The 13,375-nt window shown below is 70.0% G+C and carries 13 protein-coding genes; 9 read left to right on the forward strand and 4 right to left on the reverse strand.

What is annotated here, in order from left to right:
* Nucleotides 1-33: 33 nt before the first annotated feature.
* Entirely contained in the window at nt 34-996 is a 963-nt protein-coding gene (locus ABXJ52_RS11930; RefSeq protein WP_367041693.1) for a helix-turn-helix transcriptional regulator, read from the reverse strand.
* Nucleotides 997-1,108: 112 nt separating this feature from the next.
* Here ABXJ52_RS11930 and ABXJ52_RS11935 point away from each other — a divergent pair, with 112 nt between their 5' ends.
* The 5 genes from ABXJ52_RS11935 (at nt 1,109) to ABXJ52_RS11955 (ending at nt 7,366) form a co-directional block, all read left to right on the forward strand.
* Entirely contained in the window at nt 1,109-2,656 is a 1,548-nt protein-coding gene (locus ABXJ52_RS11935) for an MFS transporter (protein ID WP_367041695.1), read from the forward strand.
* Between the two features lie 143 nt (nt 2,657-2,799).
* The gene (locus ABXJ52_RS11940; protein ID WP_367041697.1) at nt 2,800-4,281 is read left to right on the forward strand and encodes an MFS transporter; all 1,482 of its coding nucleotides are present in this window, start codon (nt 2,800-2,802) and stop codon (nt 4,279-4,281) included.
* A 131-nt stretch (nt 4,282-4,412) separates the two neighbouring features.
* Nucleotides 4,413-4,844, forward strand: coding sequence for a protein-tyrosine phosphatase family protein (locus ABXJ52_RS11945; protein ID WP_367041699.1), 432 nt, complete (start codon nt 4,413-4,415; stop codon nt 4,842-4,844).
* 136 nt (nt 4,845-4,980) lie between these two features.
* On the forward strand, nt 4,981-6,537 hold the full coding sequence (locus ABXJ52_RS11950) for an oxidoreductase (protein WP_367041701.1): 1,557 nt from the start codon (nt 4,981-4,983) through the stop codon (nt 6,535-6,537).
* A gap of 37 nt (nt 6,538-6,574) precedes the next feature.
* Entirely contained in the window at nt 6,575-7,366 is a 792-nt protein-coding gene (locus tag ABXJ52_RS11955) for an alpha/beta hydrolase (RefSeq protein WP_367041703.1), read from the forward strand.
* Between the two features lie 28 nt (nt 7,367-7,394).
* Here ABXJ52_RS11955 and ABXJ52_RS11960 read toward each other — a convergent pair whose 3' ends face one another.
* Both ABXJ52_RS11960 and ABXJ52_RS11965 read right to left on the reverse strand, forming a co-directional pair.
* Nucleotides 7,395-7,601, reverse strand: coding sequence for a hypothetical protein (locus ABXJ52_RS11960; RefSeq protein WP_367041705.1), 207 nt, complete (start codon nt 7,599-7,601; stop codon nt 7,395-7,397).
* Between the two features lie 105 nt (nt 7,602-7,706).
* Nucleotides 7,707-9,086, reverse strand: a complete 1,380-nt coding sequence (locus ABXJ52_RS11965; RefSeq protein WP_160504932.1) for a glycine--tRNA ligase — start codon at nt 9,084-9,086, stop codon at nt 7,707-7,709.
* 144 nt (nt 9,087-9,230) lie between these two features.
* Between ABXJ52_RS11965 and ABXJ52_RS11970 the strand changes: the two genes are divergently transcribed.
* The 4 genes from ABXJ52_RS11970 to ABXJ52_RS11985 are packed head-to-tail and all read left to right on the forward strand — an operon-like array spanning nt 9,231 to nt 12,451.
* Nucleotides 9,231-10,223, forward strand: coding sequence for a metal ABC transporter substrate-binding protein (locus ABXJ52_RS11970; RefSeq protein ID WP_367041707.1), 993 nt, complete (start codon nt 9,231-9,233; stop codon nt 10,221-10,223).
* A gap of 32 nt (nt 10,224-10,255) precedes the next feature.
* Entirely contained in the window at nt 10,256-11,047 is a 792-nt protein-coding gene (locus ABXJ52_RS11975) for a metal ABC transporter ATP-binding protein (protein ID WP_367041709.1), read from the forward strand.
* Nucleotides 11,048-11,052: 5 nt separating this feature from the next.
* Nucleotides 11,053-11,958: a metal ABC transporter permease gene (locus ABXJ52_RS11980; RefSeq protein ID WP_367048997.1), complete on the forward strand. Its 906-nt coding sequence runs from the start codon at nt 11,053-11,055 to the stop codon at nt 11,956-11,958.
* A 37-nt stretch (nt 11,959-11,995) separates the two neighbouring features.
* Nucleotides 11,996-12,451, forward strand: a complete 456-nt coding sequence (locus ABXJ52_RS11985) for a transcriptional repressor (RefSeq protein ID WP_344527445.1) — start codon at nt 11,996-11,998, stop codon at nt 12,449-12,451.
* A gap of 73 nt (nt 12,452-12,524) precedes the next feature.
* On the opposite strand, the gene ABXJ52_RS11990 is transcribed toward ABXJ52_RS11985, so the two are convergent.
* Nucleotides 12,525-13,346, reverse strand: coding sequence for an isoprenyl transferase (locus ABXJ52_RS11990; RefSeq protein ID WP_367041711.1), 822 nt, complete (start codon nt 13,344-13,346; stop codon nt 12,525-12,527).
* Nucleotides 13,347-13,375: the final 29 nt, after the last annotated feature.

Consider the following 13,375-nt stretch of genomic DNA (forward strand, 5'->3'; position numbering starts at 1 on the left):
GGGGCGAGCTGTTCTGAAGCGTGGGCAGACCTCTTATTGTCCCTCATCCACGCGCATGCCCTCACGCGTGGCCGGACGAGTGCCCTCACGCGTGGCCGGACGAGTGCCCGCGCGGCTGCCCACACGCCCGGCCTGTACCAGCCGATGCAGCTTCTCCGTGGCCGCCTGCGAGCGCGCGTCCGCCGGGACGTACGTCCCCAGGCGCGGGCCCTCGGCCGGGCCGAGCCACAGCCCGTGGTACGTGAAGTGCAGCGGCCCCACGACCGAGTTGTTGAACCGTTTGGACTGGTCCACCGCCTGCATCACCTCGTGCCGCTCCCACAGTTCACGGAACTCCGGCGAGGCCATGCGCAACCTCCTCAGGAGCGTCTTCCACGCCGGGTCCGCGAGATGCCCCGCCATCCGAGCCCGGAACCTCGCCACCATCCTGCGCATCGTCTCCTCCCGGTCCTCCATGGCGGCCTGCCAGGCGGGGTGCGTGAAGGTGAGCCACATGCAGTTGCGGTCCTCGGGCGGCAGCACGTCGAGGTCGGTGAGGAGGTTCGCGTACGTCGCGTTGCAGGCGAGGATGTCGTAGCGGGAGTTCTGCACACAGGCCGGGTACGGCTCCAGCTGCGTGACGATGCGCAGCAGGCCCTGCGGGACCGACGCGGTCTCGGCTGCCGGGGAGGGGTCGGCGGTGCCCGCCAGCTGGAAGAGGTGGGCGCGCTCGCCGGCGTCCAGCATCAGGGCGCGGCACAGCGCGTCGAGCACCTGGGCCGAGACGTGGATGGCGCGGCCCTGCTCCAGCCACGTGTACCAGGTGACGCCCACCGTCGAGAGGTGCGCGACCTCCTCCCGGCGCAGGCCCGGCGTGCGGCGGCGCGGGCCGCGGGGCAGGCCCGCCTGCTCCGGGGTGATGCGCTCGCGGCGGCTGCGCAGGAAGTCGGCGAGCTCGCTGCGGCGGATACGGTCGGGCTGCTGCTGCTGCGGCGTCGGCGGCACTGCGGTGTCCATGGGATCAGCTTGCCCGCCCGTGACTGCCCCGGCGACCCTGTTTCCAGGTAGTACAGGTACCAGGATAAAGAGACTCTGGTACCAGGCTGGCGATACGACGACCGTCATACTCGTGAACCTCACCAACTCCACGGCCCGCGCCTTGAAGCCCACCGCGCCGCCCTGCGGGCCCACGTCGGCCGGCGGGCCCGCGCCCACCGACGAGCCCGCGGCAGCCCACCAACCCGCGCCGCCCGACCGACCCACGGCAGCCGACCGGCCCGCAGGGAACGCCTCCCCCGCCCTCACCCCCCTCGGCCTCGTCACCATCCTGCTCGGCGCCGCGCTCCCGATGATCGACTTCTTCATCGTCAACGTCGCCCTGCCCAGCATCGAACACGACCTGCACGCGTCCCCCGCCACCCTGGAGATGGTCGTCGCGGGCTACGCCGTCGCGTACGCCGTGCTGCTCGTGCTCGGCGGGCGGCTCGGCGACACGTACGGGCGCCGCAGGCTCTTCCTCTGGGGCGTCGCCGCCTTCGGCGTGACCTCGCTGGCCTGCGGGCTCGCGCCCGGCGCCTGGTGGCTGGTGGGTGCGCGCGTCGCCCAGGGCGCGGCCTCCGCGCTGATGCTGCCGCAGGTCCTCGCCACCATCCACGCGACGACGCGGGGCGAGCGGCGCTCGAAGGCGGTCGCCCTCTACGGCTCGGTCGGCGGCATCTCCATCGTCCTGGGTCAGGTGCTCGGCGGCGTCCTGGTCTCCGCCGACCTGGCCGGCACCGGATGGCGCGCGGTGTTCCTGGTGAACGCGCCCGTCGCGGTCGTCGCCCTGCTCCTCGCCGTGCGTTCGGTGCCGGACAGCCGGGCCGAGCAGGCCACTCGTAGCGACGTCGGCGGCGCGCTGCTGCTCGCCGCGTCCCTGATCGCGCTGTTGCTGCCGCTGACCGAGGGGCGGGCCGCGGGCTGGCCGCTGTGGTCGGTGCTCTCCCTGGTCGCCTCGCCGTTCCTGGCCTGGGCGTTCGCCCGCGTCGAACTGCGGGCCGAACGCACCGGCGGCAGCCCGCTGCTGCCTCCGTCGCTGCTGCGCGAACCCGGCGTACGGATGGGGCTCGCCGTCGGCCTGCCCATCTTCACCGGCTTCGCAGGGTGGATGTTCGTCAGCGCGGTCACGCTCCAGCAGTGGCTCGGCTTCAGCCCCCTGAAGTCCGGGCTGACCCTGATCCCCATGGGGGTCGCGCAGTTCGCCTCGTCCATGCTCGCCCCGCGCCTGGTGACGCTGCTCGGCAGCCGCGCCATGACGCTGTGCGCCCTGGTCCACGGCACCGGCCTCGCGATCCTCGCCCTGACGGTGCTGTGGACCCCGTACGCCTCGTTGAGCCCGCTCGTCCTCGCCCCCGGTCTCGCCCTGTGCGGCCTCGGCCAGGGCGTGCAGCTCGCCCTCTACTACCGCATCGTGCTGGCCGCGGTGCCGGCGTCACGGGCGGGCGCGGGCAGCGGCCTCGCGGCCACGGTCCAGCAGTCGTGCCTGGCCATCGGCGTCGCCACCCTCGGCTCGCTGTTCCTGGCCCTGGTGCCGGGCCTCGGCATGCGCACCGCGTTCGCGACCGTCCTCGCGGTACAACTGGCCGGTCTGCTCGGCCTCGCCCTGCTGAGCCTGCGACTGCCGCGGAGGCTGGGCTGAGGGCGCCCGCCGCCCGGGGACCTCTCGCCGGCGGGACACCGGGCGGGACATCGGACGGGACATCGGACGGGACATCGGACGGGATATACGTACGCCCCCGCCCGCAGAAGCGACCCGCAGCCGGCCGAGTTACCGTCGAACTCATGCCCAAGCAAGAGCTCACGCACCGCCGACGCATGCTCGTTCTCGCGATCTGCTGCATGAGCCTGCTCATCGTCAGCCTCGACAACACCGTCCTGAACGTCGCCCTGCCGTCCATGGCGCGGGAGTTCGGCACCAGCATCTCGGGCATGCAGTGGACCATCGACGCCTACACCCTCGTACTCGCCGCGCTCCTCATGCTCGCGGGGTCGACGGCGGACCGCGTCGGGCGCCGGAAGATCTTCAAGATCGGCCTGGTGATCTTCACGCTCGCCTCGGTGGCCTGCTCGCTCGCGCCCAACCTGGAGTCCCTCGTGGCCTTCCGCATGGCGCAGGCGGTCGGCGGCTCCATGCTCAACCCGGTCGCGATGTCGATCATCACCAACACGTTCACCGAGCCGCGCGAACGGGCCCGCGCCATCGGCGTCTGGGGCGGGGTCGTCGGCATCTCCATGGCGGCGGGCCCGCTCGTGGGCGGCCTCCTGGTGGACTCCGTCGGCTGGCGCTCCATCTTCTGGGTCAACCTGCCGGTGGGCCTCGCGGCGCTGCTCCTCACCATCCGGTACGTCCCCGAGTCCCGCGCCCCCAAGCCGCGGCGCCCCGACCCCGTGGGCCAGCTCCTGGTGATGATGCTGCTGGGCTCCCTGACGTTCGCGATCATCGAGGCGCCGACGGCGGGCTGGACCTCGCCGCTGATCATCGCGTGCGCGGGAGCCGCGCTACTGGCCCTCCTCGGCCTCCTCGCCTACGAGCCGCGCCGGACGGACCCCCTCATCGACCTGCGCTTCTTCGGCTCGGCGCCGTTCAGCGGGGCGACGGTCATCGCGGTCTGCGCCTTCGCCGCGCTGGGCGGATTCCTCTTCCTCTCCACGCTCTACCTCCAGAACGTACGCGGCCTGAACGCCCTTGACGCGGGCGTGTGGATGCTGCCGATGGCCGCGATGACGCTGATCTGCGCCCCGCTGTCGGGCCGCCTGGTCGGCAGCCGGGGCCCACGCCTTTCCCTGCTCGTCGCGGGGGTCGCGATGACGGCGTCCGGGGTCCTCTTCGCCGCCTTCGACGCGGAGACCACGAACGCGACGCTCTTCCTCGGCTACGTCCTCTTCGGCCTCGGCTTCGGCTTCGTGAACGCGCCCATCACGAACACCGCCGTCTCCGGAATGCCCCGTTCCCAGGCGGGCGTCGCCGCCGCCGTGGCCTCCACGAGCCGCCAGATCGGCCAGACGCTCGGCGTCGCGGTCATCGGCGCGGTCCTGGCATCGGGGGTGGGGTCTTCGTCGTACGCGGCCACCTTCACCGAGGCGAGCCGCCCCGCCTGGTGGATCATCGCGAGCTGCGGCCTCGCGGTCCTGCTCCTGGGCGCGCTGACCAGCGGCCACTGGGCGAGGAGAACGGCCCAGCGGACAGCGGCCCGCCTGGAGGCCACGCCCCAGGAAGGCGCCGCGACCCCGACCCACCCGAACCAGCGCTCGGCACGGCCTTGAACGGCAACGGCAGCGGCAACAGCTGCGGTAACGGCTGTGGCTGACGGCGCTGCGGCAACGGCTCCAGACGCCGGAAGGCACTTCGTCCGAAAACGACGGCCGCCCTCCACCCCCGGGGCTACGCTCGCGCCGTGACCACGACTTGGGAAACAACTGCATCAGGCGTCCTGCGCCTTCCCTCCGGCCGGCTGATCCGGGGCCGGGGGCTGCGCCGTCCTGTTCCGGAAGGGCTCACACCCGACTTCGCGCTGTACCTCCTGGGCAAGGAGCCACCCACGGTTGCCTGGGAATCCCGCTGGCTGCGCTGGCCGGACTTCCGGCTACCGGCCGACCGCACGGCGACGACCGCCGCCCTGCGCGAGGCGCTGGAGCGGGCCGATACGGAGCGGGTCGAGATCGCGTGCAGTGGGGGGCAGGGGCGTACGGGGACGGCGCTGGCGTGCATCGCGGTTCTGGACGGGGTGCCGAGCACGGAGGCGGTGGCGTATGTGCGGGAGCACTACGCGCCACGGGCGGTGGAGACGCCGTGGCAGAAGCGGTTCGTAGCCAAGTTCCAGTCGTAGCCAAGTTCCAGTCATAGCTAAGTTCCAGTCGTAGCCAAGCTCCAGCAGTCACAGTTCCCGTAGCCAAGTCCCCATGGAACTCGCGCAGTTCCAGTCAGGAGAGAGATCACTACAGGGAGATCACTACTCTGCACGGGTGCTCTCCTACGACGAGTTGACTTCACCGGAACGTGAGCTGTGGGACGCGTTCCCCGAGGGGCGCCGCGTGGACCTGCGCGCGGGCGTGCCCGAGGACGACCGAGTTGCCGATGGCGGGCGGTGGGGCCCGGGACGGACGGTGCGGGCCGCCGTGATCGCGGCCCTCCTGCTGGGCGCGAACACCCCGCAGCCGGGCGCCGTCGCATGTCTTCGGCTCGCCGGTGCGCGGATATCCGGGCGCCTCAACCTGGCCGGCGCGCAGATCGCTCACGCCTTGTGGCTCGAGGACTGCTCGTTCGAGGAATCGGTCGACCTTCTCGGGGCGTCGACGCAGACGATCGTGATCACCGGCAGTCGGACGCCGGGCATCGAAGCCGACGCGGCCCGCATCGAGGGCAACCTCGACCTGCGGCGATCCGTCATGGAAGGCGGCTTCTCCTCACCCTTCAACCACGAGAACACCGCTCTGTCGCTGAGCGACGCCCACGTGACGGGCGGCGTGCTCCTCAACGACGCCGAGTTCAACGTGCCCGGGGGGTGGGCCGTGTCCGCCGGGGGCCTGGCCATGGAAGGGGGCGTCTTCTGCAAGGGCGGGTTCACGGCGCGGGGTGAAGTGCGTTTCGTCGGCGCGCAGTTGCCGGGCGGGCTCTTCATGCAGGGCGCACACCTGGCAGGTCCTGGACCGCACGGGGTGGCGCTCTCTTTGGACAACGCCGTGGTCTCGACGCTCCATCTCTCCAAGGGGTTCACCGCGAACGGGACCCTACGGCTGCGGGGCGCCCAGATCTCGGACAACCTCACCTTCGACGGAGCAGTCCTGAACGGCCCTCCCGACGGCGGCGGCCCGGCCCTGTTCGCCCCGCTGATGCAGGCGGTCGAGTTCCGTCTCACCCCCGCCCTGACCCCGTCCGCCCCGCTGGACCTGCGGGGTGCGCAGGTCTCCTACCTGCACGAGAACCAGTGGAGCTGGCCGGATGTGGTGGAGCTGGACGGCTTCGGCTACGGCTCCATCAAGTCGGCGGAGGCGGGTGAACGGCAGGACGGCGCGGGGCACCGGGAGTCCGCGGCCCACCGCGTGGCGTGGCTGCGACGCAGCCCGGGCTACAGCCCGCAGCCGTACGAGCAGTTGGCGAGCTGGTACCGGACGATCGGCCACGACGACGACGCCCGCCGGGTGCTCCTGGCCAAACAGCGTCACCGGCGCCGCGCCCTGACCCTGCCGGCGCGCGCCTGGGGCCATCTGCTCGACGCGACGGTCGGCTACGGGTACCGGCCATGGCTGGCCGGTGTCTGGCTCCTGACGCTCACCCTGCTGGGCACCCTGATCTTCGGCGCGCACACTCCAAGCCCGGTGAAGCCGGGCGAGGGCGCTCCGTTCCAGCCAGTCGTCTACACGCTCGACCTCCTGATCCCCATCGGCGGCCTGGGCCAGCGCACGGCCTGGTACTGGACGGACGCCGGCCCCCAAGGGCTGGCCTACCTGCTGGTGGCTCTGGGCTGGGTACTGACAACCGCACTCATCGCGGGCGTCACCCGCACCCTGCAGAGGAACTAGCATCCTGACACCAGAGGGTCGAAGCCCGGGGGGACTTATGACGGCACCGGATACACCGAACACACCGACCGCACCGACCGCACCGACCGCACCGACCGCACCGACCGCACCATCACCACCCATCGTCTTCGTGCACGGCACGCGGTTCAGCGCGGGGCAGTGGAGTCCTCAACTCGCCGCGCTCCGCAGCGACTTCCGGGTGGCCGCAGTTGATCTGCCGGGGCACGGCGCCCGCTCGGACCAGCCGTGGAGCCTGGACGCGGCTACGGAGATCATCTCCTCCGCGGTGGATACCCTGGCCTGCGGGCCCGCTCTGGTCGTCGGGCACTCGCTCGGCGGGTACGCCTCGCTGGAGTTCGCGCGGCGCTGCCCCGAGCAGCTGCGAGGGCTGGTCCTCGCCGGGGCCAGCGCATCGACGCGTGGCCGGTGGGCCACGCCGTACCGGTGGGTCGCCGGTCTCGTCCCTCGTCTGCCGGCGGACCGGCTTGCCCGGTTGAACGACCGGTTGCTTCGCCGGCTCTACCCACCCGAGGTGGTGGCGGCGACCATCCGCGGCGGATACGCGTTCCACACGCTCCCGGCCGCCTGGGGCGAGGTGTTGGGCCGTTTCGACGCGGGCTCGATGCGTCACGTCACCTCCCCCGTACTCATACTGAACGGCGAGAAGGACACCGTCTTCCGGTCCGGCGAGAGGGACTTCGCCCGCGCTCATCGGGACGCCCGCGTCGAGTTGATCCCACGGGCGAGTCACCTCGCGAACTTCGACGATCCGGACGCCTTCACCGACGCCGTCCGCCGTTTCGCTCGCCAGCTGACACCCGGGCGGTAGCCACTCCGCCCAGCAGCCCACCCAGCAGCTAAGGCACCGTGGGATCCACTGTCGCCTGATGTTCCTCCGCGAGGTGTTCCTCCGCCTTCAGCCACGGCAGGAACTGCACCCGCTTCCCCCAGCCGCACGTGTCGCAGCTCAACTGGCGTTGGACGCCCGCCTTTTGCACGTGCACCACATGCTCGCGCCCGTGCTGGTCCCATCTGCTGACCTTGCTCGTGGTCATCGAAGGCATGGCGAACAGTGTGCAGCAGAAGGCCCCGGTTCCGTATGCGGAACCGGGGCCTTCTTTCAACCTTCACTCAGCCGAAGACCGAGCAGGGCCGAGCGGAGCGGAGCGTCAGCAGCCCACCAGGCGCGAAGCCAGGTAGCCCTCGATCTGGTCGAGGGAGACCCGCTCCTGCTTCATCGAGTCCCGCTCGCGCACCGTCACCGCGTTGTCGTCCAGGGTGTCGAAGTCGACCGTCACGCAGTACGGCGTGCCGATCTCGTCCTGGCGGCGGTAGCGGCGGCCGATGGCGCCCGCGTCGTCGAAGTCGATGTTCCAGTTCTGGCGAAGGGCCGTGGCGAGGCCCTTGGCCTTCGGGGACAGCTCCGGGTTGCGGGACAGCGGCAGGACCGCGACCTTCACCGGCGCGATGCGGTGGTCGAAGCGCATGACCGTCCGCTTCTCCAGCTTGCCCTTGGCGTTCGGGGCCTCGTCCTCGATGTAGGAGTCCAAGAGGAACGCCAGCATCGTGCGGCCCACGCCCGCCGCGGGCTCGATGACGTACGGGGTCCAGCGCTCGCCGGCCTCCTGGTCGAAGTACGACAGGTCCTGGCCCGACGCCTTGGAGTGCGCGGACAGGTCGTAGTCCGTGCGGTTGGCGACGCCCTCCAGCTCGCCCCACTCGCTGCCGCCGAAGCGGAAGCGGTACTCGATGTCAGCGGTGCGCTTGGAGTAGTGGGAGAGCTTCTCCTTCGGGTGCTCGAACCACCGCATGTTCTCCTCGCGCAGGCCCAGGCCGGTGTACCAGTTCCAGCGCTGCTCCATCCAGTACTCCTGCCACTTCTCGTCCTCGCCCGGCTTGACGAAGAACTCCATCTCCATCTGCTCGAACTCGCGGGTCCGGAAGATGAAGTTGCCGGGCGTGATCTCGTTGCGGAAGGACTTGCCCATCTGCGCGATGCCGAACGGCGGCTTCTTGCGCGAAGTCTGCTGGACCTGGGCGAAGTTGGTGAAGATGCCCTGCGCGGTCTCGGGGCGCAGGTAGGCGACGGAGCCGCTGTCCTGCGTGGGGCCGAGGTGCGTGGAGAGCATGCCGGAGAACTGCTTGGGCTCGGTGAACTGGCCCTTGGTGCCGCAGTTGGGGCAGTTGACGTCGGCCAGGCTCTCGGGCGGACGGCCGTGCTTGGCCTCGTACGCCTCTTCCAGGTGGTCGGCGCGGTGCCGCTTGTGGCAGGAGAGGCACTCGGTCAACGGGTCGGAGAACGTCGCGACGTGACCCGAGGCCTGCCAGACCTCCGTGGCCAGGATCACCGACGAGTCGATACCGACGACGTCCTCGCGCGAAGTGACCATGTAGCGCCACCATTGGCGCTTGAGGTTCTCCTTGAGCTCGACGCCGAGCGGCCCGTAATCCCAGGCGGCACGCTGGCCGCCGTAGATCTCACTGCACGGGTAAACAAAGCCACGGCGCTTGCTCAGGCTGACGATGCTGTCGATCTTGTCGGCGGCCACGGTGCTCTCTTCATTACGACGGTGGGCGAAGCGAATGGTTCAGGTTACCGGCGGCCTTACCCCACTTATCAAATCGGTTCCGGTCGAGCTTCCTCCGACACTGCTAGTTGACAATCGTTTCCAGATTTGTTGAAAATGAGTGTCATGAACGTACGTCGCCTCATACCCACCGCCGCCGTCGCCTCCGCCACGGTTCTCGGGCTCACGGCTCTGTCCGCCTGCTCGTCCTCCAGCGCCGCGGACAAGAACGGCGACGGCAAGCTGAACGTGACCGCGTCGTTCTACCCCATGCAGTACCTCGCCCAGGAGATCGGCGGCAAGCACGTCTCCGTGGACACCTTGACCAAGCCGGGTGTCGAGCCGCACGACCTGGAGCTCAGCCCGCGGCAGACCGCCGATCTTGGCGAATCGGACTTCATCCTGTACCTCAAGGGCATCCAGCCCGCCGTCGACGACGCCATCGGCCAGTCCGGTGTGAAGAACACCGTGGATGCCGCGGAGCTCACCCACCTGGAGAAGCACGGCACCGGAGTCGGCCACGACCACGGCCACGAGGGCGAAGAGCACGAGGGCGAAGAGCACTCCGAAGAAGAGCACAGCCACGAGAACGAAGCCGGCGCCGACCCGCACATCTGGCTCGACCCGGTGAAGTACGCCGAGGTCGCCGAGGGTGTCGGCAAGGCGATGGAGAAGGCCGACCCCGACCACGCGGCGGCGTACAAGAAGAACACGAACGCCCTGGTCGAGAAGCTCGGCGCGCTGAACACGAAGTTCGAGGGCGGCCTGAAGGACACCAAGAGCAAGACCTTCATCACCACGCACTCCGCCTTCGGCTACCTCGCCGAGCGCTACGGCCTCGACCAGGAGTCCATCGCCGGCATCGACCCCGAGTCGGACCCGAGCCCCGCCCGCGTCAAGGAGCTCCAGGACATCGCGAAGAAGGACCACGTCTCCACGGTGTTCTTCGAGACCCTCGCCAGCGACAAGACCGCCAAGACGCTCGCCGGTGACGCGCACCTCAAGACGGACGTGCTCGACCCGCTGGAGGGAATCACGGGCAAGTCCAAGGGCGATGACTACATCGAGGTCATGGAGTCCAACCTCGCCGCGCTGCAGAAGGCTCTCGGCGCGAAGTGAAACGGCCAGCAGCAGCATCGGAGGCACCCGCCATGGAAGCCAGCCAGCCAGTACCGCCCGTCATATCCGTGCGGGCGGCCACGGCCACCCTCGGCGCGCGTCCGGTGCTGCGCGGCATCGACCTCACCGTAGGGCGCGGTGAGGTCGTGGCGCTGCTCGGCGCGAACGGCTCGGGCAAGTCCACCGCTGTGCGCTCGGTGATCGGCCAAGTCCCCCTCACCGGCGGTGACATCAGCCTCTTCGGCACCCCCCTGAAGCGTTTCAGGCAGTGGGCCCGCATCGGCTACGTGCCGCAGCGCACGACGGCCGCCAGCGGCGTCCCCGCGACGATCCGTGAGGTCGTGTCGTCCGGACGCCTGTCGCGTACGAAGCTGTCGAGGCTCGGCGTGAGCACCAAGGCGGACCGCGCTGCGGTCGACCGGGCGATCGGGCTCGTCGGCCTCGGCGACCGCGCCAAGGACTCCGTGAGCGCCCTGTCCGGCGGCCAGCACCAGCGCGTGCTCATCGCCCGCGCGCTCGCCTCCGAGCCCGAGCTGCTGATCATGGACGAGCCGATGGCGGGCGTCGACCTCGCCAGCCAGGAGATCCTCGCCCAGACGCTGCGCGAACAGGTCGCGGCCGGTGCGACGGTGCTGCTCGTGCTGCACGAGCTCGGCGCACTGGAGCCGCTGATCGACCGCGCGATCGTGCTGCGCGACGGCTGCGTGACGCACGACGGCCCGCCGCCCAAGGCCACCGGACAGCACGCGCTGCCCGGCCACGACCACGTACATCCGCACTCGGCCGACGAGCACGAGCCGATCCGCACAGGACTGCTGACCTGATGATGATGGAAATCTTCCAGACCGAGTTCATGCAGCGGGCGCTGATCGCCGCCGTCCTCGTCGGCATCACGGCCCCCGCCATCGGCATCTACCTCGTCCAGCGCCGCCAGGCCCTGATGGGCGACGGCATCGGCCACATCGCCATGACGGGCGTCGGCCTCGGCTTCCTGCTCAACTCCAGCCCCGTCTGGATGGCGACGCTGATCGCCGTCGTCGGCGCGGTGACGATGGAGCTGATCAGGGCGTACGGCAAGACACGCGGCGACATCGCCCTCGCGATGCTCTTCTACGGCGGCATGGCGGGCGGTGTCCTGCTGATCAATCTCTCGGACACCGGCTCGAACGCGAACCTCTCCTCGTACCTCTTCGGCTCGCTCTCGACGGTCTCGGACTCCGACGTCACGGCGATCTGCCTGCTCGCGGCGTTTGTGGTCCTCGTCACGGTCGGCCTGCGCAAGCAGCTGTTCGCGGTGAGCCAGGACGAGGAGTTCGCGCGGGTCACGGGGCTTCCGGTGCGGGCGCTGAACCTGCTGATCGCGGTCACCGCGGCCGTCACGGTGACCGTCGCGATGCGCGTCGTGGGCCTGCTCCTGGTGAGCGCGCTCATGGTGGTGCCGGTGGCCGCCGCCCAGCAGATCACCCGCTCGTTCAAGGTGACGTTCGTCCTGTCGGTGGTCATCGGCACCGCCGTGACACTGTCCGGCACGGTCACGTCGTACTACCAGGACGTGCCGCCCGGGGCGACCATCGTCCTGATGGCGATCGGCGTCTTCGTCGTCCTCACGGCGCTCGCGACCCCGCTGGCCCGGCGCCGGGCGCGGGCCGCGACCGCCGCCGATGCGACCTGCACGGCGGACGCCCCGAAGGACCTCCCGGGGGCGCGGCCCCCGGCCGACGAGGTCACCGTCTGAGAGTGAGCTGGCACAATGGCCCGGCGGGATATGACAGATGTGCGGGCGATCGTGCGAGTTTTCAGTTGAGGAGGCACCTGTGACAACGGCTGCGGGACCCCCGGTACGAGGCCGATCCACCCGGCAGCGAGCCGCTGTGGCGGCGGCCCTGGGCGAGGTGGACGAGTTCCGCAGTGCGCAGGACCTGCACGACATGCTCAAGCACAAGGGCGATTCGGTGGGCCTGACGACGGTCTACCGGACGCTCCAGTCCCTCGCCGACGCAGGCGAGGTCGACGTGCTGCGCACCGACGAGGGCGAGTCGGTCTACCGCCGCTGCTCCACCGGCGACCACCACCATCACCTGGTCTGCCGGGTGTGCGGCAAGGCGGTCGAGGTCGAGGGCCCGGCGGTCGAGAAGTGGGCCGAGGCGATCGCCTCCGAGCACGGGTATGTGAACGTGGCGCACACCGTGGAGATCTTCGGCACGTGCGCGGAGTGCGCGAGCAAGTAGCGCCGTACGTATATGGGAGGGCCCCCACCGTCGAGCTGACGGTGGGGGCCCTCCCATATACGTACACCTACGGCTAACTGTCGGCGATCTGCTGCTCGTTCGGGATCGCTCCGCCGAAGCGGCGGTCGCGCGAGGCGTATTCGAGGCAGGCGCGCCACAGGTCACGCCGGTCGAAGTCCGGCCACAGGACGTCCTGGAAGACCATCTCGGCGTAAGCGCTCTGCCACAGCAGGTAGTTGGAGGTGCGCTGCTCGCCGCTCGGGCGCAGGAACAGGTCGACGTCCGGCATGTCCGCGTAGTACAGGTACTTCGCGAAGGTCTTCTCGCTGACCTTGGAGGGGTCGAGCCGTCCCGCCTTCACGTCCTCGGCGAGCGCCTGCGCGGCGTCCGCGATCTCCGCGCGGCCGCCGTAGTTCATGCAGAAGTACAGGGTGAGCTTGTCGTTGCCCTTGGTCTGCTCCTGGGAGATCTCCAGCTCCTTGGCGACCGACTTCCACAGCTTGGGCATCCGGCCCACCCAGCGCACCCGGATACCCAGTTCGTCGAGCTGGTCACGGGTCTTGCGGATGAAGTCGCGGTTGAAGTTCATCAGGAACTTCACCTCGTCCGGGGAGCGCTTCCAGTTCTCGGTGGAGAAGGCGTAGAGCGAGATCGCCCCGACGCCCATCTCGATGGCGCCCTGGAGGACGTCGAGTACGCGCTCGGCTCCGACCTTGTGCCCCTCGGTGCGCGGCAGACCGCGCTCCTTGGCCCAGCGTCCGTTGCCGTCCATGACGATCGCCACGTGCTTGGGCACCAGCTCGCCGGGGATCTTCGGCGGCGTGACGCCCGAGGGGTGCGGCTCGGGGGTCTTGTACTCACGGCGGGACCGTCCGAGGATTCCGCGTCGTGCCATGGGGGGCTCTCTCCTACCTAGCTGTATCT

This window comes from Streptomyces sp. Je 1-332, from assembly GCF_040730185.1.
Lineage (GTDB): Bacteria > Actinomycetota > Actinomycetes > Streptomycetales > Streptomycetaceae > Streptomyces.

What these genes read in the sequence shown, in the direction of transcription:
- ABXJ52_RS11930 (WP_367041693.1), bottom strand. Translation starts at nt 996, where the DNA reads ATGGACACCGCAGTGCCGCCGACGCCGCAGCAGCAGCAGCCCGACCGT.
- ABXJ52_RS11940 (WP_367041697.1), top strand. Translation starts at nt 2,800, where the DNA reads ATGCCCAAGCAAGAGCTCACGCACCGCCGACGCATGCTCGTTCTCGCG.
- ABXJ52_RS11955 (WP_367041703.1), top strand. Translation starts at nt 6,575, where the DNA reads ATGACGGCACCGGATACACCGAACACACCGACCGCACCGACCGCACCG.
- ABXJ52_RS11960 (WP_367041705.1), bottom strand. Translation starts at nt 7,601, where the DNA reads ATGCCTTCGATGACCACGAGCAAGGTCAGCAGATGGGACCAGCACGGG.
- ABXJ52_RS11970 (WP_367041707.1), top strand. Translation starts at nt 9,231, where the DNA reads ATGAACGTACGTCGCCTCATACCCACCGCCGCCGTCGCCTCCGCCACG.
- ABXJ52_RS11975 (WP_367041709.1), top strand. Translation starts at nt 10,256, where the DNA reads ATGGAAGCCAGCCAGCCAGTACCGCCCGTCATATCCGTGCGGGCGGCC.
- ABXJ52_RS11980 (WP_367048997.1), top strand. Translation starts at nt 11,053, where the DNA reads ATGGAAATCTTCCAGACCGAGTTCATGCAGCGGGCGCTGATCGCCGCC.
- ABXJ52_RS11985 (WP_344527445.1), top strand. Translation starts at nt 11,996, where the DNA reads ATGTGCGGGCGATCGTGCGAGTTTTCAGTTGAGGAGGCACCTGTGACA.
- ABXJ52_RS11990 (WP_367041711.1), bottom strand. Translation starts at nt 13,346, where the DNA reads ATGGCACGACGCGGAATCCTCGGACGGTCCCGCCGTGAGTACAAGACC.